At 39.0% G+C, this 19,457-nt stretch carries 23 protein-coding genes; 4 read left to right on the forward strand and 19 right to left on the reverse strand.

The features are described 5' to 3' along the window. Positions 1-259: 259 nt before the first annotated feature. Positions 260-424: a YjcZ family sporulation protein gene (locus tag NYE63_RS17115; RefSeq protein ID WP_342602020.1), complete on the reverse strand. Its 165-nt coding sequence runs from the start codon at positions 422-424 to the stop codon at positions 260-262. Positions 425-729: 305 nt separating this feature from the next. Between NYE63_RS17115 and NYE63_RS17120 the strand changes: the two genes are divergently transcribed. Continuing rightward, positions 730-1,818 carry a GDSL-type esterase/lipase family protein gene (locus tag NYE63_RS17120; RefSeq protein WP_342602021.1) on the forward strand — a complete coding sequence of 363 codons (1,089 nt, stop codon included), beginning with the start codon at positions 730-732 and terminating at the stop codon, positions 1,816-1,818. A 51-nt stretch (positions 1,819-1,869) separates the two neighbouring features. Here NYE63_RS17120 and msrB read toward each other — a convergent pair whose 3' ends face one another. After that, positions 1,870-2,298, reverse strand: a complete 429-nt coding sequence (msrB, locus tag NYE63_RS17125; protein WP_342602022.1) for a peptide-methionine (R)-S-oxide reductase MsrB — start codon at positions 2,296-2,298, stop codon at positions 1,870-1,872. Continuing rightward, positions 2,288-2,830: a peptide-methionine (S)-S-oxide reductase MsrA gene (gene msrA, locus NYE63_RS17130; RefSeq protein WP_342602023.1), complete on the reverse strand. Its 543-nt coding sequence runs from the start codon at positions 2,828-2,830 to the stop codon at positions 2,288-2,290. Before msrA ends, msrB begins: the two co-directional genes overlap by 11 nt. Before the next feature lie 186 nt (positions 2,831-3,016). Between msrA and NYE63_RS17135 the strand changes: the two genes are divergently transcribed. Further along, positions 3,017-3,766 (forward strand): DUF4397 domain-containing protein, encoded by a 750-nt coding sequence (locus tag NYE63_RS17135; protein WP_342602024.1) that lies wholly within the window; start codon positions 3,017-3,019, stop codon positions 3,764-3,766. Between the two features lie 59 nt (positions 3,767-3,825). On the opposite strand, the gene NYE63_RS17140 is transcribed toward NYE63_RS17135, so the two are convergent. From NYE63_RS17140 to NYE63_RS17190, 11 genes are all read right to left on the reverse strand, one after another. Next, positions 3,826-4,410 carry a YpmS family protein gene (locus NYE63_RS17140; protein WP_342602025.1) on the reverse strand — a complete coding sequence of 195 codons (585 nt, stop codon included), beginning with the start codon at positions 4,408-4,410 and terminating at the stop codon, positions 3,826-3,828. Beyond that, on the reverse strand, positions 4,407-5,249 hold the full coding sequence (locus tag NYE63_RS17145; RefSeq protein ID WP_342602026.1) for an SGNH/GDSL hydrolase family protein: 843 nt from the start codon (positions 5,247-5,249) through the stop codon (positions 4,407-4,409). The genes NYE63_RS17140 and NYE63_RS17145 overlap by 4 nt, the downstream gene beginning before the upstream one ends. Before the next feature lie 287 nt (positions 5,250-5,536). Further along, positions 5,537-6,127 (reverse strand): SCO family protein, encoded by a 591-nt coding sequence (locus tag NYE63_RS17150; protein ID WP_342602027.1) that lies wholly within the window; start codon positions 6,125-6,127, stop codon positions 5,537-5,539. A gap of 151 nt (positions 6,128-6,278) precedes the next feature. Then, positions 6,279-7,121: a DegV family protein gene (locus NYE63_RS17155; RefSeq protein ID WP_342602028.1), complete on the reverse strand. Its 843-nt coding sequence runs from the start codon at positions 7,119-7,121 to the stop codon at positions 6,279-6,281. A 230-nt stretch (positions 7,122-7,351) separates the two neighbouring features. After that, positions 7,352-7,615 carry a DUF2535 family protein gene (locus tag NYE63_RS17160; protein WP_306668291.1) on the reverse strand — a complete coding sequence of 88 codons (264 nt, stop codon included), beginning with the start codon at positions 7,613-7,615 and terminating at the stop codon, positions 7,352-7,354. Between the two features lie 136 nt (positions 7,616-7,751). Next, a complete protein-coding gene (gene tatC / locus NYE63_RS17165) occupies positions 7,752-8,498 on the reverse strand; it encodes a twin-arginine translocase subunit TatC (protein ID WP_063234362.1) in 747 nt (248 codons plus the stop codon). 85 nt (positions 8,499-8,583) lie between these two features. Further along, complete coding sequence (gene tatA / locus NYE63_RS17170; protein WP_034307557.1) at positions 8,584-8,775, reverse strand: twin-arginine translocase TatA/TatE family subunit; 192 nt, start codon at positions 8,773-8,775, stop codon at positions 8,584-8,586. Positions 8,776-8,969: 194 nt separating this feature from the next. After that, complete coding sequence (gene ilvA, locus NYE63_RS17175) at positions 8,970-10,238, reverse strand: threonine ammonia-lyase IlvA (protein WP_342602029.1); 1,269 nt, start codon at positions 10,236-10,238, stop codon at positions 8,970-8,972. Positions 10,239-10,388: 150 nt separating this feature from the next. Continuing rightward, entirely contained in the window at positions 10,389-10,874 is a 486-nt protein-coding gene (locus tag NYE63_RS17180) for a dihydrofolate reductase (protein ID WP_342602030.1), read from the reverse strand. Then, complete coding sequence (locus NYE63_RS17185) at positions 10,871-11,665, reverse strand: thymidylate synthase (RefSeq protein ID WP_063234359.1); 795 nt, start codon at positions 11,663-11,665, stop codon at positions 10,871-10,873. Before NYE63_RS17185 ends, NYE63_RS17180 begins: the two co-directional genes overlap by 4 nt. Positions 11,666-11,722: 57 nt before the next feature. Next, the gene (locus tag NYE63_RS17190) at positions 11,723-12,433 is read right to left on the reverse strand and encodes a toxin (protein ID WP_342602031.1); all 711 of its coding nucleotides are present in this window, start codon (positions 12,431-12,433) and stop codon (positions 11,723-11,725) included. A gap of 223 nt (positions 12,434-12,656) precedes the next feature. On the opposite strand from NYE63_RS17190, the gene NYE63_RS17195 reads away from it, so the two are divergent. Continuing rightward, positions 12,657-12,899, forward strand: a complete 243-nt coding sequence (locus NYE63_RS17195) for a hypothetical protein (RefSeq protein ID WP_342602032.1) — start codon at positions 12,657-12,659, stop codon at positions 12,897-12,899. Positions 12,900-13,467: 568 nt separating this feature from the next. On the opposite strand, the gene NYE63_RS17200 is transcribed toward NYE63_RS17195, so the two are convergent. The 3 genes from NYE63_RS17200 to NYE63_RS17210 all read right to left on the reverse strand — a co-directional run bounded on the left by NYE63_RS17200 (position 13,468) and on the right by NYE63_RS17210 (position 16,032). Next, positions 13,468-14,061, reverse strand: coding sequence for a dihydrofolate reductase family protein (locus NYE63_RS17200; RefSeq protein ID WP_342602033.1), 594 nt, complete (start codon positions 14,059-14,061; stop codon positions 13,468-13,470). A gap of 393 nt (positions 14,062-14,454) precedes the next feature. Beyond that, positions 14,455-15,219, reverse strand: a complete 765-nt coding sequence (locus NYE63_RS17205) for a TerC family protein (RefSeq protein ID WP_342602034.1) — start codon at positions 15,217-15,219, stop codon at positions 14,455-14,457. A gap of 201 nt (positions 15,220-15,420) precedes the next feature. Continuing rightward, complete coding sequence (locus tag NYE63_RS17210; protein ID WP_342602035.1) at positions 15,421-16,032, reverse strand: YpjP family protein; 612 nt, start codon at positions 16,030-16,032, stop codon at positions 15,421-15,423. 437 nt (positions 16,033-16,469) lie between these two features. Between NYE63_RS17210 and ggt the strand changes: the two genes are divergently transcribed. Next, positions 16,470-18,158 (forward strand): gamma-glutamyltransferase, encoded by a 1,689-nt coding sequence (ggt, locus tag NYE63_RS17215; RefSeq protein WP_342602036.1) that lies wholly within the window; start codon positions 16,470-16,472, stop codon positions 18,156-18,158. Here the strand turns inward: ggt and NYE63_RS17220 are convergent, their stop codons facing one another. Together NYE63_RS17220 and NYE63_RS17225 are read right to left on the reverse strand one after the other, a co-directional pair. Continuing rightward, complete coding sequence (locus NYE63_RS17220) at positions 18,159-18,938, reverse strand: class I SAM-dependent methyltransferase (protein WP_342602037.1); 780 nt, start codon at positions 18,936-18,938, stop codon at positions 18,159-18,161. It abuts the gene before it with no gap. Between the two features lie 67 nt (positions 18,939-19,005). Then, on the reverse strand, positions 19,006-19,443 hold the full coding sequence (locus NYE63_RS17225) for a BrxA/BrxB family bacilliredoxin (RefSeq protein ID WP_342602038.1): 438 nt from the start codon (positions 19,441-19,443) through the stop codon (positions 19,006-19,008). Positions 19,444-19,457 lie beyond the last annotated feature (14 nt).

Raw genomic sequence — 19,457 nt, forward strand, 5'->3', positions numbered from 1 at the left:
TGGTATGTCATTCACACAACTTATTTTCCTTGCAGAACCTTTAGACCTGTTTTTCCACATCATTTTTTCATCATACCCGTTGTGCCGGTATCTGGATTGGAAAAAGGAATGGTTATGTATCGCCTGTCCCATGATTTCCTGGATTTATCCATGCCTTTTCAGTCAACTGCCATGGAATCAGAAAGCTCCACCGTCAAACCTCCATTTTCCTTACATAAAGAAAAGACCAGCTTTATCAACTGGTCTTTGGGTTATTCAATTAGCAGCAGAATGAAGCACCGATGATAATCAATAGAATGAACAAGACAACGATTAATGCGAAGCCTGATCCAAATCCGCAGCAACCACCGCCGTATCCGTATCCACCTCCACCTCCACCATAACCGTACCCTGGTCCTGCAACGTTTCCACCATATCCGTACATTAAGTTTCACTCCTTTTAGAATTCTGATTTCTCTTTACACCTTACCATATGTCATTACGCCCGCCTTGGTCTGTGTATTTGCCTATTTTTCTTGATTTAAGATAAAACTTCAATCAACACCTTCATCACCGTTCATCATTCAATGGCTGAAATACCAAGAGTAACCATGAAAAATGTCAAAAAACGTTTCATTTTTATTGTGTTACTTTAAAATTGGGATATAATAAGGAAAAAACAATTCTTAGCCTCTTAAAGCTATCTCATACCCAGTTAGATACATAAAAGGTTAATACGGGGGAACATAATTGAAAACGAACGCAAAATCCTTCATCCCTTTCGCTGCAATCGCCACGATCCTTCTAATCAGCTATATCCTTCAAAAAGTTCCAAAAACATATGGATCAGATGATTCGATAAATGTTTATCAAAAATTCCAATCAGGCCAGCCCATTCAGTATCTCGTTATTGGTGACAGTATCGGAAGAGGGTCGGGGGCAGAAAGGCCTTATCTTACATGGTTCAAACAGTTAGAAAATAAGATGAATGAAACCAATGATATTCCTTTACGTGGAGACTACGTGGTGCAAAGCGGAGCCACTGCTTTTGAAGGTCTATTCAAGCTTTCCCAAAGAAGGGAACATGATCATAAAGATCTGATTTTCTTCGTTTTTGGTGAAAATGATCGCAAATATATGAATGTCGATGATTTTACCATGACATATGAAGCTTTAATGAGAAAGGCAAAACGTCTCCACCCTAATGCTGAATTATTCACTATAACAGAGAGTTCCTTGAAATATGAGGAATTTGCGTCTGCAATTGGAACTTTATCCAAACATTACGGTGCAACTAATGTCGATATGCGACCGATATTCAAAAATTCAGGATATACGGAAAAGCAGCTGACCAGAGATTTGATTCATCCAAATGGGCTTGGTTATAAATTATATGCTGAAGCAATTTATGAACGGTTCCTCGATAACATCAAACGGGAGAAGGCTGTAGCAGGTCTTCCATCTAAGCTTCATGCCCGTTCTGGATTTGAATTATCGGAAATTGACCACTATCAAAAAATGAGCGGTTTCCGTCCAAGGGGCGGCTATTTCACAAGTAGTGAAAAGGGTAGTGTGATTGAATATAATTTCAAGGGAACTATGCTTGGTGTGAAACTGCTTAGAAGTCCTGATGGCGGGGAAGTGAATGTATGGATCGACGGAAATGAAATCACGACTTTGAATACGTGGTGGCCATTTGCCCGTGAAAGATATTTATTTGTCAAAAATGGGCTCCGTCCCGGTTCACATACTGTCCGTTTTGAGGTGACTGGCAGGACTAAAGCAATGGAACTTACCACCATTCCATATGTCCGGATCGCGTCAATCATCACAGATTGAATATTACCCAATAAATAACCCCCTATCATTATCTGATAGGGGGTTTTCCATTCAATCAAAAAGCTTTTTGTATTCTCCGTACCCTTCTTTTTCAAGATCTTGGAGCGGGATGAACCTTAATGATGCAGAATTGATGCAATAGCGTAATCCCGACGGTCCCGGCCCATCATTAAAAACATGACCCAGATGAGAATCGGCAGTTTTTGAGCGAACCTCGATCCTTCTCATTCCATAACTCGTATCGAGGTTTTCCACCACTTCCTCTTCTTTAAGCGGTTTAGTGAAGCTTGGCCAACCGCAGCCTGAATCGAACTTTTCCTTTGAAGTGAAAAGAGGATTACCTGAGACGATATCGACATATAATCCTTCCTCCTTCAAGTTCCAATATTCATTGTTAAAGGCTGGTTCCGTTCCATTATTTTGCGTGACTTCATATTGAATCGGAGTGAGCTTCTGTTTTAATTCTTCTTTACTGTTCATTTTTTTCCCCCCAGTGATGTTGTATAAATGCTTTGCGTCCTGAGCCAATCGAATATCTTTCATAATGCTCAGGTTGCTTTTTATAATAATGCTGGTGGTATGTCTCGGCTGGATAAAACGTTTTGGCTGGTATAATCGGAGTTACGATCGGTCCGGAAAATTTCCCGCTCGCCTGCAGCTTAGCTTTGGATGCTTCTGCAATTTCACGTTGGTTTTCGTTATGATAAAAAATGGCCGTTTGATATGAACTTCCCCGGTCATGAAATTGCCCGCCAGCATCTGTCGGGTCAATTTGCTGCCAAAATAACTCGATTATCTTCTCATATGGATAAACGTTTGGATCAAAGGTGATCTGAACAGCTTCATAATGTCCCGTGGTTTCAGAACAAACTTCTTTGTACGTGGGATTTTCCTTAGTCCCGCCTGTATAGCCAGAGATAACGGATTCGATGCCAGGCTGTTCATCGAACGGTTTCACCATGCACCAGAAACAACCACCTGCGAATGTTGCTTTCTCTAATTGCTTTGTCAAATGAAAATCCTCCTTTTTTACAAACAATCCATTGAATGCATTTTAACGCTTTTATATTACCCTGTAAAATAATATGCTGATTGACCCATTTTACCAAAATGATCCCTCCCTTTTTAAATGGTAGAAACACGCCCAAGCATAAAAACATATGATAAGAACATATTGGAAAAATGAGAGGTGTTGGAAATGAGCGATAAACAATCATATTCACAAAAATCGGTAACATATGATTTACTATCGTCTTATTATAAAAACAGCAATCCGCAATTGCATGATTATTATTACCATAAGCATTTGAAAAGTCTCGAAAAATCAACACAACAATTAAGATATGAACAAATGAATGTCCTACTGCCTGCACAAATTCGCTTTTTACATGCTGCCCCAACAGCTCCCTCATTTGATGTTTATGTAAATGAAATGAGTATCCTCAAAAATTTCTCATATAAAGAGACCAATGGTTATTTACCACAGCCCCCTGGCAAGTACCAATTGGATATATACCGCAGAGGGCAAAGCACCTCACCTCTATTAAGCTGTGAAGTGGCTCTCGAAAGCGGGACTTCCTATACCATTGCCCTAGCACCTACCCTGGATTCTGAATCGTTGAAAATGTTACCTTTCGAAGATAATCCAACTGTTCCTCCAAATGAAGCAAAGGTTCGATTCATCCAGCTTTCACCTGATTTACTATCGGTGGATATTGCCGTCAAAGATGGAGATGTCGTTTTTGATCGACTCCATTTCAGGAAGGCAAGCGAATATCTTAATATTCATCCCATGATAGTAGACTTCGAAGTGAGGATAGCTGGGACAAAAGAGATCGCATTCCCTTTGCCAAACAGGGCCTTCCAAGAAAATACTCCCTCAACCATTTATATAATCGGATCGAATCGGCAATCATCCTCACTAGAAACCCTAACGCTCTCTCCATAAATGGAAAAAAACCAGGATGCATCGATCCTGGTTTTTTATCCATTTATTCACTATCACTATCACTGTAATGATGATGGGACGGTCAACAAAAATGAAATATCATCATTTTCTAGATCGAATTCTTTCGCCTTCACCCTAACATCGCTTTTCAGTTCCATATCCTGTAATGACACATAAATACTTTCGTCATTGGGACTGATGCTAACCCAATCCGGCATGTTATAACGCTCATTTATTAAATTCATTACATATGAAACAGGAAGGTTCAATTGCCCGACTGCAATTGATTTTTGTTTTAGGATCAAATCCCCATTCTTTTGGGCAATTGGTTCAAAAGTCAATTTCATTTCCACTTCACGGTTGAAAAATGGCATTGTTCCATATAACTCGACTTCATCCGTTAAATACACTTCATAGTGCATGGATCCAGTCAACCCCTCTTTATCCAGATACTGGTTGATTAATCTTGTCAAATCTTCCCGATTCGTGTGAATTTGAAATTGGATATCTTCTTCGTGGCTAACTTTTGGTATCAGCTCTTTATCTTTAGTCGGCAGATTAACTAAAATCGTTACAAATAGGATGACCAGGATGTTTAGGGCTAATAGGGAAATAAACAAAGTCTTCCATTTGACATTTGTCATTCTTGGTCATCATCTCCTTTGGCACTCGCTTCCAATGTGTCCTTTCCGATAGTGGTAATATCCATATCATTATAGATTCTTGTCGCGATTAATTCATATCCGCGGTCATTTGGGTGAAAATAATCCTCGGCATACAGCAAATCTTCTTCGGAATTCTCGAAAATGTCTGCAATTTCAATAAAATAGGCTGAATCATATTCTTCGATAATCTCTTTCCCGCTTTCATTCCAATCATTCATGATCATATCAAGTTCATAAAAATCTGCGAACCATTTGGAAAATGGATTATAGACGCCCACCAGGTAAATTTGTGCATGATCATTTTCGGAACGAACCTTATCAAGTATCTGCCTTAATCTTTTTTCATACCCTATTTTTGCCGAATCAAACTGATTCAGTTCCAAGTTCGAGAAATTCTGCTTAAAGACCTTCATGATATCATTTCCACCGATTGTGACGACAATCGAGTCAGCTTGCTTTATGTCTTCTTTAATCCTAGCTTTATCCAGTCTTTTCAATAGTTGGTCGGTCCTATTTCCACGAATGCCATGATTAATCATCTCAACGGAAGTAATCGATGGTTCTTTTTCCAGCTTATTTTGTAGATAAGGCAAATACCCGCCATTATCTTTACTATCACCGACACCTTGAGTCAAGGAATCGCCAATCGATACGATTTTAACAGGGTCCGGAAAAAAGCTGGCAGGAATGGTTTCCTTTTTACTCAGCTCAACTATGCTTTTCTGCTGAACAGATGGCTGATTCGAGGCTGTTTCGCTTTGACCGCAGCCTGAGATCCAAACTAGGCATATGAAAAGACAGGTGATTCTGTACCTCATGACCCTCACCTTCCTACCCATATATTATATCATGCAGAAAACGTAAGATTGCAAACAATATACCTTCGTTGTACTTCTAGCTTGAGCATTCCTTACTATACGATATGAAAAATGTAGTGATTTAAAGCTAGTCCTATAAAAATTAGCATGTACTGAGCATTCAAAATCATTCTTCGCTGCCGCTGTTTCTTCAAAAACAAATTGCCTCATTTTCACCATCGCTAAAGCTTTAATGAAAACATATTAAAGACTGGATGAAAACAGAAAGAACAGGTCATTTAACCTGTTCAATAATTCTGTAAAATCTTTATATGCTTAATGATTTCATCAAAGGGAATATCCTGCAGACCTGTGTAATCCATGATGATCTTTCCTTCTTGATCGATTAGAAAAAAGCTGGTCCCATGAATCACCTGATCTTCTGCTTCTGGTTTTTTGACGATCGTTTTAAAGTTATCCAACGCAAACTGCTCGATTTCTTCCTGACCATAACCGGTCAGAAAGTGCCAATTGCCGTAATCCACATTAAATTGGTCACCAAACCTTTTTAAAACATCAGGTTTGTCAATTTCCGGGTCCACGGAAAATGAAACGAACTCTACATCCGTAATACCTTCATCCTTCAATTGCTGCTGTAGCTTCGACATATTCGAAGTCATTGGGAGACAGACAGTCTCGCAGCTTGTGAATATAAAATCCGCTACCCAAACCTTTCCTTTAAGATCACTTTTTGAGAAAAGTTTACCCTCCTGATCCGTGTAACTGAAATCTTCCAGGTCCCAATTTTTAGCATCAGGTACACCATTGGAACCGCATGCTGTCAACAGCAAAAAAATTGATGCTCCCATAGCTGCCATAAGCAAATGCAGCTTTCTCATCCCTACCCCGTCCTTTATGTATAAAATATTCTGTTACTTCATTTATTCTAACAGACCAATTGGAATGAGAACAGCAACTATTTCTACGAATTAAAGACAATTGTAAGTGACCAAACCTCCGCGATTGACAGTTTATAATGGTTTATCCATATCAGTCCCAATAATACATGATTGCCATAGCGCCTTCACCTGTATGAGTACTGACAACAGCAGTTGTTGCTTCTATCTTTATATCTTGATATCCCGATAAGTCTGCAATGGCCTGGCGGACCTTATCCGCTATTTCAAGACCATTCGCATGTACAAATCCAATGCCCCTAATATTTTTGCCTTGAGTATCTTCTTTGAATTTCTTGATGATGAACTTCACGACCTGTGACTGGCTCCTAGCTTTGGATACAGGATTCAATACACCCTCGTCCAGAAGCGCAATCGGCTTTATGTGCAGCAATGAACCGATAAAAGCAGAAACTTTGCCAATCCTTCCACCCTTAACGAGGTTATCAAGTGTTTCTATGACAATGATTAAACTTGACTGCTTTTTAATATGTTCCAGTCGATCAATTATCTCCGCTACGGATTTCCCTTCCTTGGCCATCTTCGCTGCCTCGATCACCTGGAATGACATCGCTTTTGAAATGAATTTCGAGTCAAGAACGGTAACCTTCGCTTCGGACATGCTAGCTGCGCTTTCCGCTGAGCGAACTGTGCCGCTCATGCCACCTGTCATATGTATGGAAATAATCTCGCTGCCGTCCTTTCCGAGTTCATCATATACCTCCACAAAGGTACCTACGGCCGGCTGTGAGCTTTTTGGCAATTCTTTTGACTGGTTCATCCTTTTCAGGAATTCTTCTTGTTCGATTTCAACCTTATCCAAAAAAGTCTCTCCATCTATAAAGATCGATAAAGGGACCATTGTTATATCATATAATTCCAGTTCCTCTGGTGTCATATCTACTGTCGAGTCTGTTACTATCTTTACTTTATTCATCATTACACATCCCTAAGTTAACATATCTATTGTATTATACCTATTCAAGGTACGCATTCAAACCAAAGGTCTTTTTTTTTTCAAGTGAAATGATACTTATCTTTTGAAATGATTACACAAAAAAAAGACCGTTCCATGGAGCTAACCTGAACACATGCCGATTTATTCGTAACTTCATGGCATTCGTGTCATCTCTTTTAACGGAGAAGTTAGCTATGGAACAGTCCGCATTAAGCATTATTGAGTAAACTTCCAAAAAAAAGCTTGTTATAAACGGGCCATTTGAGTACAGATGCTAAATAATGCTTAAATGAGTAATTTTCTTTATGATCTTTATTGGCAAAAACCTTCTTAACAAATATTTCCAAACGCACGGTCAACATAAAAAAATTCGGATCACTAGGCAGTAAGACAGGTATTTCTGAAATTGTGACCTTATGTCCAAAACAATCTTTGAATTCCAAGCATTTGAACATCAAAATATCAATCCTCATTTTTTACCGATTGCTTATATTATACACAATAAATCCAAAAGTATAAATATTCAAATGTGTAAAAAAACAGATAAATCAGATTGACTTTCATTAAAAAAAAGACCCATAAGGGCAAAATGCCATTATGGGCTTCTTTTTATAAACCTTCCTCGTAGGTGCCTTCCCGCAAGCTTTCACGTTTCACCCTTCGTTTATAGACGACTTTAGATAAAGAAATACTGATTTCGTATAATAACAGCAGTGGAACCATCACCATAAAGTCTGACATAAAGTCAGGCGGTGTAATCGATATCGCAATGACAACCAGTACAAAGTATGCATATTTCCTTAACTTTTGAAGCACATAAGGATTAATTATGCCAAGTGAGGTCAAAAACATGGTAACGACTGGAAGCTCGAATAAAACAGCAAAAGGTATCGTCATATTAAATACGAATGAAAAGTACTTATCCGCTGTAAAACTGGTTATGAACATCCCATCGCCCAATTCAATCAAAAATTGAAGAATGGTCGGGAAGATGACAAAATAACCGAAAGCAAGCCCTCCGATAAAAAGCAGGAAAAGTGCTGGAATATAGGCAAGGGTCGCCCTTACTTCATTTGGCATCAAAGCGGGTTTAACAAATAACCAGATTTGCAGAGCAATTACCGGTATCGTTGCCGCAATGGCTACGACACCTGAAAGCATAAAGTAAATCCAGATAATATCACTCGGTCCCAATACCATCAGGTCAAAATCGAGATCTTTCACGAACCAATTATAAATCTCCTCAACATAAATAAAACTGGCGATAAAAAAGATGACAAACGCAACAGCCGTTATGATGAGCCGTTTTCTCAATTCATCGAGATGATCGATGATATTTAATTCTTTATCTTCCAAAGTTGATCACGCCTTCATCTGAAAATCCGTATCTTTGTTCCAGCAAAAAGGCGCAAGACGATTCCATCTTACGCCCAGCATTCAATCATTCATGATTTTTTTGTTGTAGCTTCTTATCCTCTTCATAATCACCTTTTGTTAAATCACTCGTGGACTTTTTAAACTCACGAAGTGTTTGTCCAAATGCGCGTCCAATTTCTGGAAGTTTCTTCGGCCCAAAGATAATTAAAGCCAATATTAAGATGAGAATTAGACCAGGTACTCCAATGTTCGACATGGATACATCCCCTTTGGTGTTGTAATTAGACCTACCCCGATTATAATACCATTTCCAACCAATTGAAAGGAAACTGGCAATTCGTCATAGAATGGTAACAATTATCGATAGTATGCCCATATAGGACTGGGCCGGCAGAATAATATGTAAAAACATAGGTATTATTCTATCCTAATTTAACATTTAATCCATGATTAAATCAATAAGTGAAATAAATTACTGTCTTTATTGACCTCTACGAAAGAGAATCCTTTCTTGTTCATCCTCTGAATGAGCCCATCATAATCATTTTTATCTTTTAGTTCTACACCAACCAGGGCCGGACCGCTTTCTTTATTATTTTTCTTCGTATATTCAAAACGGCTTATATCGTCATTCGGTCCTAACACCTCATCAAGGAATTCCCTTAAAGCTCCTGCACGTTGTGGAAAATTCACGATAAAATAATAAAGCAGCCCTTCATATAATAAGGATTTCTCCTTAATTTCCTGCATACGCCCAATGTCGTTATTCCCTCCGCTGACCATGCATACAACCGTTTTGCCTTTGATTTGTTCCTTGTATAAATCCAACGCGGCTACAGATATAGCCCCTGCCGGTTCAGCGACAATCGCATGCTGATTATATAAATCGAGAATCGTCGTGCAGATTTGGCCCGAAGGTACGACAACGATATCTTCCAGGTTTTCCTTACAAAGCTGATATGTCAACTGTCCCACACACTTGACAGCTGCCCCGTCAACGAATGTATCTATGTTTTCAAGCTCAGAAACTTTTCCTTCCTTGAAGGAGTATTCCATCGAAGCAGCACCTTGCGGCTCAACTCCAATGCATTTCGTATTTGGGGAAACCGATTTGAAATAACTCGATACTCCGGCCATTAAACCGCCACCGCCCATAGCGGCAAATACATAGTCGATTCCATCTTCACAATCATTCAGGATTTCTACAGCCGTTGTACCCTGCCCGGCGATTACCTTTTCATCGTCAAATGGATGGATAAAGGAACGCTCTTCTTTTTCACAGCATTTCATCGCCATGGCAAATGCATCATCGAAAGTATCCCCGACAAGGATGATTTCCACATTATCCCTTCCGAATAACTGCACTTGATCGACTTTTTGCCTTGGAGTTGTAGCAGGCATATAAATTTTCCCATGGATACCTAATTGGCTGCAGGAAAAAGCTACTCCTTGTGCATGGTTTCCTGCACTGGCACAAACGACTCCATTCTTCGTCTCTTCCTCGGTCAGGCTTTTCATTTTATAGTAAGCCCCTCTTAATTTAAAGGAACGTACGTGTTGTAGGTCCTCGCGTTTTAAATAAACATTACAATCATATTTTTCAGAGAGCCTCTGATTTTTTTGTAAAGGAGTATGCAAAACGATTTCTTTCAGTTCTCTATAGGCAATTAGAATATCTTCCAATTGAATCCCCCTATTCTTAGATGCAGTCTGATTCATAAAATCCCTCATTTCCTTCCTTAATGAATTCAATCATTATAGCACTTTACTGTTATTAATGTAATTGATTTTTCTAAAAATTCTTGCTTTTGTTCGTTTCATACCAAAAAAATCCGATTATGGTCATTTCCCCATAATCGGATTAGCACTTTATTTTTTTTGTAGAATAATAAAATCATGTGCATACCGATTTTTTTCATCGATGCTGCCTGGGTTTGAGGAGATTTTATCCCATTCATTTTCATCAATCACGGGAAAGAAAGTATCACCTTCAAAGTTTTCATGAATTTCCGTTATATACAGACGGTCGGTAAAAGGAAGGATTTCCTTGAAGATTTCGGCTCCGCCAATCACGAATACTTCCTCATCATGGTTATCTGCAAACGTTTTGATTTGGGCAATATCATGTAAAACTTCGCAGCCTTCCGCTTTAAAATCCTGATTGCGGGTAACGATAACATTTTCCCGGCCAGGCAGGACCCTGCCGATCGATTCAAATGTTTTTCGGCCCATGACGATCGGATGGCCCATCGTCACTTGTTTAAAATACTGCAAATCTGCCGGTAAATGCCATGGCAGTTTATTATTTTTACCTATCACACGATTTTGATCCATAGCCACTATCAACGATATCATATGCTTACCTCACCTTTTATATGAGGATGGGCTTCGTAATTTTCCAGAACGAAGTCCTCAAAGCTAAAATCAAAGATATTTTTCACATCTGGATTGATTTTCATGATTGGCAATGGTTTAGGATCACGAGTCAACTGAAGTTCCACTTGTTCAAGGTGGTTAGAGTAGATGTGGACATCCCCGAATGTATGTACAAATTCGCCAACTTCCAAATCACACACCTGTGCGATCATCATCGTTAAGAGCGCATACGAAGCTATATTAAAAGGAACACCTAAGAAGACATCCGCTGAACGTTGGTATAGCTGGCATGAAAGCTTGCCATCAGCCACATAGAATTGAAAGAAAGCATGGCAAGGCGGCAAGGCCATTTCGTCCAGTTCCCCAACATTCCAAGCACTGACTATCAATCTTCTTGAATTTGGATTCGTTTTGATTTGGTCGATCAATTCACTGATTTGGTCGATTTGCCTTCCATCGGCCGTTCCCCAAGAACGCCATTGATGACCATAAATCGGACCTAATTCCCCCTTTTCATCAGCCCATTCATTCCAAATGCGCACGCTGTTTTCCTGAAGGTAGCCAACGTTTGTATCACCCTTCAAAAACCATAATAGTTCATGGATAATCGCTTTTAAACTAACCTTTTTCGTTGTAAGTACTGGGAATCCATCTTTCAAATTGAATCTCATTTGATATCCGAAGGTACTGATCGTTCCTGTTCCCGTACGATCACCTTTTTGCGATCCATTTTCGAGTACATGCTTACATAAATCTAAATATTGCTTCATGATAAACCACCTTTTCTACTTTCATTCTCCTTATTTTAACGTATTATTGCCCAATGTTTAATCTAATTGTTTAATAAAATTATAAGTCTTGGGTGCTTTTTGTCTTAGCAATTGATTTTGTTCATTGTTCACATAAAACATGGCAAACGTTTCTGCAAAGTATTCCTCAGGGTAATTGGAAAAATACGTCTGTCCAGGAAACAGCCCATCCACTTCCTTCCCCCAAATCTTCAAATAATCCATGTCTTCACGGATTCCATCAAACACTATATTATCAATTGAATGCCCCAGCTCATGCAATTCCAAATTAACGGAGCCATGCCCATTGCCCTTGTCACTTGCTCCGATTTTAACCAATACCGTATGTGATCCGCCCATACCAGGCACATCATCCCAAGTTGTTTCTTTATTCAAATACCCCCGCGGAGTTTTCCCCTTTAATTTTGCCGCGGATTGATTTTCTGTTAAATCACCATCGAACAGTTTGATCCTCACACCACTTTCAGCAGTTTTCACCAAAAGGGAATGAGGCAGTTTATTAATGGTTCCAGCAATTTTAAGTGCTTCCCCTTCATCGTACTCCTCTTCTGGAAATAAAAATATTCTTTGCAATTCTTTATTTCCCTTAAAAAGTTCCGCTTGTCTTAAAAGATTATCTTTGGGTAAATTCCGCCATTTTACTCCTTCACCCTTCGCTAATGAATAGGAGAGCATTGAGAGTAAAAAGACAAATAATGCAAGTATGGATAACCATTTCTTCCTTTTCACACTCCTCTCCCCTTTCTTTATTCCACATTATTGTTAAGAAAATATATGTAATTTAAAATCTCTAAATCTTTCATACTATTATATTAGTATAACATATTGTCCTATTGTAAAAACTCTATGTTTTTTTGGTAATTTCGGTTGCACAATCATTAGGAGAAGAACCATTAATCCGTTCTTTTCATATATCAACAGTATATAAACGTAAAAGGTTTAAGGTGATCGCATGGAAACCAATAATAAAAAAGCCATCTTGAATGAGCACCGTGAACTTGCTGAAGAAGTCCTTGATATTTACAGTTTAAGAGTGTTTATCATTCTCGACCTTTTTCTGTTCTCCATTTTCTTTGGCATACTGCTGCATCCGCTATTGTCTTCTCTCTGGCTTAACTTTTTATTGCCTTTACTTTTCTTCACTACATTTACAGCCCTTCTTCAAATACTTGATATTTTCCTAAAAAAAAGCTGACATCATTTTTGATGTCAGCACTGACTGTAGGCAAACTCGATGAAAATCGAGTTTGCCTACAGTTTTTTTATGGGTGTACAATTTTTGATTTCCGCTCCAGGCACTCGCTTTTCGCGGGCGGTCCGGGAGCCTCCTCGGCGCCTTTGCGCCTGTGGGGTCTCCCCTGGACGCGCTTTTCCCGCAGGAGTCTCGCACCTTCCGCTCCAATCAACTTTGTTTTAACTTTTAGATTGAACCCTTTTACCTAAAGTCTTTATTTTTTTGAAATAGAATTATTAAAACTTGAGGTGATGAGGATGCTTTCTAAACATGATTCTATTCAGCGAGATCAACTTGAAATGATTTTCAAAAGGGGTTCGGAATTTTTTAATTCCGAACCCCTTTTGTCTACTAACTGAAGCACCGTTCATTAAACTGTGCTCTTCCCCATATTTATCTTTATTAACTAATTGTACTAAAGCTCACCGTTAGTTATATGAACATCCATTAATTTTGAACGGTTTTCTGTAAAAAAGTAGTTGAAAAGGCAAAAACTTGCCCCGCTAAAAAAAGGGAAAGATGATGAAAATTATTTTTTTATATAATGAAGCATAGCAAGTTGACCTAATTTTTCTACTTTGGTTAATGTGTATTTTAGAGTAATATCATCTCCGATATAAAGGGAGATTCCTTTCCCTAAAATAATTGGTGCAATGGCTAGTTGGAATTCATCAATTAAATTTTCTTTAAAAAATTCACGAGCTAAGTTTCCTCCACCAATTAACCATATATCTTTACCAGGCTTTTGTTTTATATTTTTAATGAAAGTTTTGACATCTTCATCAATAAATGAAGCATATTCATCTGATCCACTTACTGATTTAGAAAATACATAATTTTCATAATCACTATAAGGGTATTTCATATCAAATCCACGAATGACATCATAAGTTCCTTTTCCCATGACAACAGTGTCAATTCTTTCTAAAAGTGAATTGTAGCCAGAATCTCCTTCTACTTCTGTTGATTCTAACCACTCTAATGTACCATCATCATTTGCAATATAGCCATCAATTGAAGTGCCAATGTATAAAATAATGTTACGCTGTTTTTTCATCAACCAACTGATCCCCCTCGGAACATAAACTTGATATTTCCTCATATAAACCATCGTTAATTCCATTGATACTTCCTCCAGGTAAGATACCAATCGTAACAAGAATAATTCTTCACTAAATTTAATTCTCCTTCTTTCACTAACGAGCGTTGCTAGTTCATGATAAAGTACCGCACTTTTATTCGCTAATGCAAAAGAAAAACATAGCATTCGGTTGGACGACTTTTAAAGGACTTTAAAAATGGACATGCAGGCGATGCTGATTTTTGCTGCCATGAAATTAAAGAAAAATACTAACTGGCCATGGAGAGATCGGGAAATGGTTAAAAATTGAAATTGGAGAGGTCTAATTAAGAGAAATAAAAAAAATCGTGAAAGTGGATCGCGATGAGACCAATCCAAACTCTTTAATTAACAAAAAGCTGACATCATTTTTGATGACAGCTTTTTAACTAGGGCTCAACCATGTTCCTTGAGCCTTTTCCTTTTCTTCAAATGAAATACGATCGTGGTGCCGAAAATCAGCAAAATAAAGGCAAAAAAGATCGGAGGCGGGATTTCGATTCTAGCAACGGCCATTAACATTTTTATTGCAATGAATCCGATAAGGACATATGCGGCAGTTTCCAGTTCAGGAACCTTATCTATCAATTTTAGAAATAAACCCGCCACTCCCCGCATCATCAAGACACCAATCATTCCGCCTGTCAAAAGGACCCAGACTTTTTCACTCACTCCGAATGCGGCCAAGACACTATCGACGGAAAATGCTATATCCATCAATTCTACAGCTGCAACCGTTCCCCAAAATGCACCAAACATACGGATCAGTAAGCTGTTTTTACTCATTCCCTGGATATCTTCATCAGCTTGTTTTTTTCTTTTATCCCTAAAGTATTTAAATGAGAGCCAACCAAGATAGGCGGCTCCAATCACTTTCACCCACCAAAGCTTAATGAGGAATACACCGATTCCAATCGCTATAAATCTAAAAGCGTAAGCACCTAATAAACCGTAAAAAAGTGCTTTTTTCCGTTGTTTTTCCGGAAGGTGCCTGACCATTACAGCTAATACCAAAGCGTTATCCGCCGATAGCAATCCTTCCATTAATACGAGCGTTCCAATCAATCCCCAGCTCACCGGGTCGGATAAAACCTCCACCCACATATGCCAGTCAAAAAATTGAGCATACGTTTGTATGATGTTATTTAACAACTCTGACATGATAAAGACTCCTCTGCTACTATAACAGCAAAATTAGAAAACCTTTTAAAATAACATTGTTCCCCGTTATGATAAAAAGTCTACTTTTATTTACACACAAAATAAATACGTTGCATGACAACGTATCATTCGATGCTTATTAATAATTCATTTTCTTTTCATCATACTCTTACACTAAAATAAAATCAACGAAACCAACCACTATGAGAGCCTTTGTTTACTCGTCCACTCTGGCGGCGTATTTTTATCCCAATATATTTTCCCTATATTATAATGGGTGGCAAATGAATCATGATGGGTATGATAGTGAAAATCGAACCAATACCCTTCTAGTGGAGGATTTTCCTGCCTGACATGGAATCTGATGATATCCTTGCCGCTGTTGGAATCATAAATATGAAATATTTTCTCGGCCCTGCCCGCACTCGGCTGCTCAGTGATGGTTAATTGCTGTAATTTTTCATCTGGAAATTGAGCAGCCATTTCTGTAATGGCTTCTTCCATTTTTGGTAATATGGCCATTTTGAACTCATCGCCAATTTTAGGATTGATCTTATCGCCAAATTTCATAAAAGCGTTTTCCTCCGCCTTATTCAGAATGCCCGATAAAAATTCTTCCCGGTTGAATTCCTCTTCAGTTGAATTCTGCGAAGGAAGATAGGCTAATCCCTCTTCTTCCACTAACCCTTTTTTAGTATCCTTTAACGAATCGGCTTCCGCAAGCCACGCCAGATCTGAAGGAGTGACAAGACCAAACGTCAAAACGGATACTAAAATGACGAGACTTTTCCTGAACCAAACCGCTGCTTTCAACTCACACTCCCCCTCCTTTTTTTGTATTGTCTTTATATTTAGTATACTTTTATTTTTTGGTAATTACGAATATATAGTTACCCATGTTTTAAAAATCAAAAAAAAGGATAAATACCTATATAAACCTTATGAACCCGTACTTTTTTATTAAATATCAACAATTTTACAATATTATGAAGGATTTTGACGATTTTTGGAGAACTTAATTAGATTCAAGTCTTTTTAAGGAGGGGTCTTATATGGCTTCGACTGCCATGGTGGCTTTATGTCTTGTAACATTAGCATTTTTCGTATATTTATCATTTGCTGATTAAGAATAAATGAATACCTACGAAAAATCACCTTGTCATTTTTCTACAATGGCAAGGTTTTCTTTTCACTCAAACATAAGACTTACCTTTTGGCAGATAAAAGGGCTGAATAATGGAGGAATCATTTTGGAAAACAACAATGAAAACATTAAAGATAAGGATTACAAAAGGGAAACAGCGAAAGGAAACGCAGGTATGGTCGTTACAGCTCATCCCGTAGCCACTTCCATAGGGGAAAAAATATTACGTGAAGGTGGAAATGCTGTCGATGCGGCGGTCGCCATCCAATTTGCCCTAAATATTGTGGAACCCATGATGACTGGTATCGGCGGAAGTGGTTTCCTTATGGTATATAACGCTAAAGATAAGGAAACGAAAATATACGATGGCCATGTAAGAGCACCTAAAGCCGCACATCGAGACATGTTTCTTGATGAAAAAGGAGAAGTCATCCCATTTAAAGAAAGATCAATCAAGGCTACAGCTGTTGGCATACCCGGAATACTGAAAGCTATGGATAAAGCACTCACCGAAAATGGAAGCAAGCCATTAGCTGACCTCATCGAGCCATCCATTGAATTTGCTGAAAAAGGGGTTCCCGTCAATTGGGTTCTTTGCGATGCTCTTAAAAATTTTGAATATCGATTAGGCGATGAAGCGCGTAAATTCTTTATGCCAAAAGGAAAACCCTATCAGGAAGGTGATTTGCTGATAAAAGAAAAACTGGCGAATACCTATCGGATTTTACAACGTGAAGGAATTTCCGCTTTTTATGAAGGTGAAATCGGAGAGGGCATCATTTCATGTATACAGGAACTTGGAGGGTTCATGGAGCTTTCTGATTTAAAAGACTATAAAGCTACAATCGATGAACCAATATATGGGAATTATAAGGATTATCGAATTGCATCATCAAATGCCCCAAGTGCTGGCGGATTCACGGTCATCCAAATCCTGAAAATATTGGAGAGCTTCCATATAGAACAATATGACGTCCGTTCTTGGGAAAAATATTATTTAATAGCAGAAGCGATGCGTCTGGCTTTTACAGACAAAAAGGCATTTCTCGCTGATCCTGAATTTGCCGAATTGCCATTGGCAGGTCTCATGCATGATGAGTATATTGCTAAACGCCGCTCATTTATTAATTTCAAAGCAAGGAATAATGCCATTGACTTCGGAAACCCTTGGATTTATGATTCCGTGCAACAAAGGGAAGTCATTCCGCAGCCTAATGAAGAAGATATCAGTGAAACGACACACTTCACTGTCCGTGACAGATGGGGCAATATCGCAGCATGCACTTCTACAGTGGAACATCCATTCGGATCAGGCATCATGGTTTCCGACTATGGTTTCATGCTGAATAACGAACTGACTGATTTTGATTCCATTCCAGGCGGCATGAATGAAGTGCAGCCCAATAAACGCCCCGTCAGCTGTAAAAGCCCGACCATCATCTTTAAAGACGGCGAGCCGATCTTGACGTTAGGTTCACCTGGAGGACCAACCATCATCAGTTCAGTCGTACAAACTATCATCAATGTCCTCGATTTAAAAATGAATTTGAAAGTTGCCATCGAAGAACCTAGAATTTTCACTCCAATGGGCCCTCATATTGAATGGGAGCCTGGAATGGATATGACTAGCAAAGGCCACTTGGAATCAATGGGCTTCGCCTTTAATGAAGTTCCTCACTCTATAGGGAATGTCCAAGCGATTCAAATCAACCCTGATGGCTCGAACTATGGTGCTGCCGATTCTAGCCGAGAAGGCTGTGCCATGGGTCTGGACGAAACAGATTATAAATCGTGATCACTGGATGGAAATGAAGCCAAAATGGAATTTGGATGTTTTTCTCTTTATTACCTCAAATCCAAATTCCTCAAAGCGGGAGCTGCGAAAATGGTCTTTCAACACGACTCTCTTGCGCGCAACCCGCTTGGCTTCTTTCATTATTTCCACAGATAAATCCTTACCTTCCGCAAAATGAGTCAGTCCTCTAATTCCATTTGATTCCTGAATCGTTTCTTCAAACATAGGATCGAAATATACGACATCAAAATGATTATCGGGCAATGTTTTCAAAATTTCGTAATGATCACCTTGCATGACCTCTATTCTTCTCATCGCAGAAATCATTTTTTCTTCTGCATCGTCCCATGTCTTCATCCCATGGTTCACGAGCAAGGCCAAATATTGATTTCCTTCCAATGCGACAACCTGTCCATGTTCACCCACTGCGAAACTTGCGACAATTGCATCAGAGCCCAAGCCCAAGGTACAATCGAGCACAGAATTCCCTTCATTTATATCTCCGGCAATGAGAAATGGATCACTTTCGCCGCGAACTATTCTTTTTAGACGGATCATCGCCAGGTTCGGGTGAAAAAAGAATGGTTCTTTTTCCTGGTATCGATATAACTCCATCTTCTTTTTACCAAAAACAAGGCAATCATCTTCATTCTGTTCCGATTGGATATCTCTCACCGACCGTTTTCTTCGGGCTATAAAGGGGATATGTAATTCTTCAGCTAATCTTTTGGCTAATATCATCGTTTCTTTATCGGCTCTTCCTACTGTTGTGACAAACATGAATCCTACCCCTTCATACTCTCTTAAATTTGAAAAGAATGCCCTGTTTCCAGGACATTCCGCTACATCACTTATTTATTTGACTGAAAGCTGCCAATAAATTTTCCATAATAGCTTCCATTGGCTGTCCTTCTATATCATGGCGTGGAATGAAATGTACGACCTCTTTGCCCTTTAAAAGAGCCATGGATGGTGAAGAAGGCTCTATTCCATCGAAGTATTCCCGCATTTTAGCTGTTGCTTCCTTATCTTGGCCAGCAAATACAGTTACCAAATGATCTGGCTTTTTGTCTGCTTGGAGTACGGCTTGAGTAGCAGCTGGACGGGCTAACCCGGCAGCACAGCCGCAAACTGAATTCACGACCACAAGTGTTGTACCTTCTACCGATTCCATAAAGTTTTCAACGGCTTCAGCGGATTCCAACTCATCAAAACCAGCTTGCACCAGTTCCGCACGCATTGGTTTCACCATTTGTTTCATATATTCATCATATGCCATCGACATAAAAAAAACCTCCT

The sequence above is a fragment of the Peribacillus sp. FSL E2-0159 genome (assembly GCF_038643155.1).
Taxonomy (GTDB): domain Bacteria; phylum Bacillota; class Bacilli; order Bacillales; family DSM-1321; genus Peribacillus; species Peribacillus simplex.

Coding starts and splice junctions, on each gene's coding strand:
- NYE63_RS17200 (WP_342602033.1), bottom strand. CDS start 14,061: ATGGAATTAACGATGGTTTATATGAGGAAATATCAAGTTTATGTTCCG.
- NYE63_RS17220 (WP_342602037.1), bottom strand. CDS start 18,938: ATGTTTGTCACAACAGTAGGAAGAGCCGATAAAGAAACGATGATATTA.
- NYE63_RS17225 (WP_342602038.1), bottom strand. CDS start 19,443: ATGTCGATGGCATATGATGAATATATGAAACAAATGGTGAAACCAATG.
- NYE63_RS17205 (WP_342602034.1), bottom strand. CDS start 15,219: ATGTCAGAGTTGTTAAATAACATCATACAAACGTATGCTCAATTTTTT.
- NYE63_RS17160 (WP_306668291.1), bottom strand. CDS start 7,615: ATGAGGATTGATATTTTGATGTTCAAATGCTTGGAATTCAAAGATTGT.
- NYE63_RS17155 (WP_342602028.1), bottom strand. CDS start 7,121: ATGAATAAAGTAAAGATAGTAACAGACTCGACAGTAGATATGACACCA.
- NYE63_RS17195 (WP_342602032.1), top strand. CDS start 12,657: ATGGAAACCAATAATAAAAAAGCCATCTTGAATGAGCACCGTGAACTT.
- NYE63_RS17180 (WP_342602030.1), bottom strand. CDS start 10,874: ATGATATCGTTGATAGTGGCTATGGATCAAAATCGTGTGATAGGTAAA.
- ilvA (WP_342602029.1), bottom strand. CDS start 10,238: ATGAATCAGACTGCATCTAAGAATAGGGGGATTCAATTGGAAGATATT.
- NYE63_RS17135 (WP_342602024.1), top strand. CDS start 3,017: ATGAGCGATAAACAATCATATTCACAAAAATCGGTAACATATGATTTA.
- NYE63_RS17185 (WP_063234359.1), bottom strand. CDS start 11,665: ATGAAGCAATATTTAGATTTATGTAAGCATGTACTCGAAAATGGATCG.
- NYE63_RS17115 (WP_342602020.1), bottom strand. CDS start 424: ATGTACGGATATGGTGGAAACGTTGCAGGACCAGGGTACGGTTATGGT.
- NYE63_RS17145 (WP_342602026.1), bottom strand. CDS start 5,249: ATGAGGTACAGAATCACCTGTCTTTTCATATGCCTAGTTTGGATCTCA.
- NYE63_RS17150 (WP_342602027.1), bottom strand. CDS start 6,127: ATGAGAAAGCTGCATTTGCTTATGGCAGCTATGGGAGCATCAATTTTT.
- NYE63_RS17140 (WP_342602025.1), bottom strand. CDS start 4,410: ATGACAAATGTCAAATGGAAGACTTTGTTTATTTCCCTATTAGCCCTA.
- tatA (WP_034307557.1), bottom strand. CDS start 8,775: ATGTCGAACATTGGAGTACCTGGTCTAATTCTCATCTTAATATTGGCT.
- msrB (WP_342602022.1), bottom strand. CDS start 2,298: ATGAACAGTAAAGAAGAATTAAAACAGAAGCTCACTCCGATTCAATAT.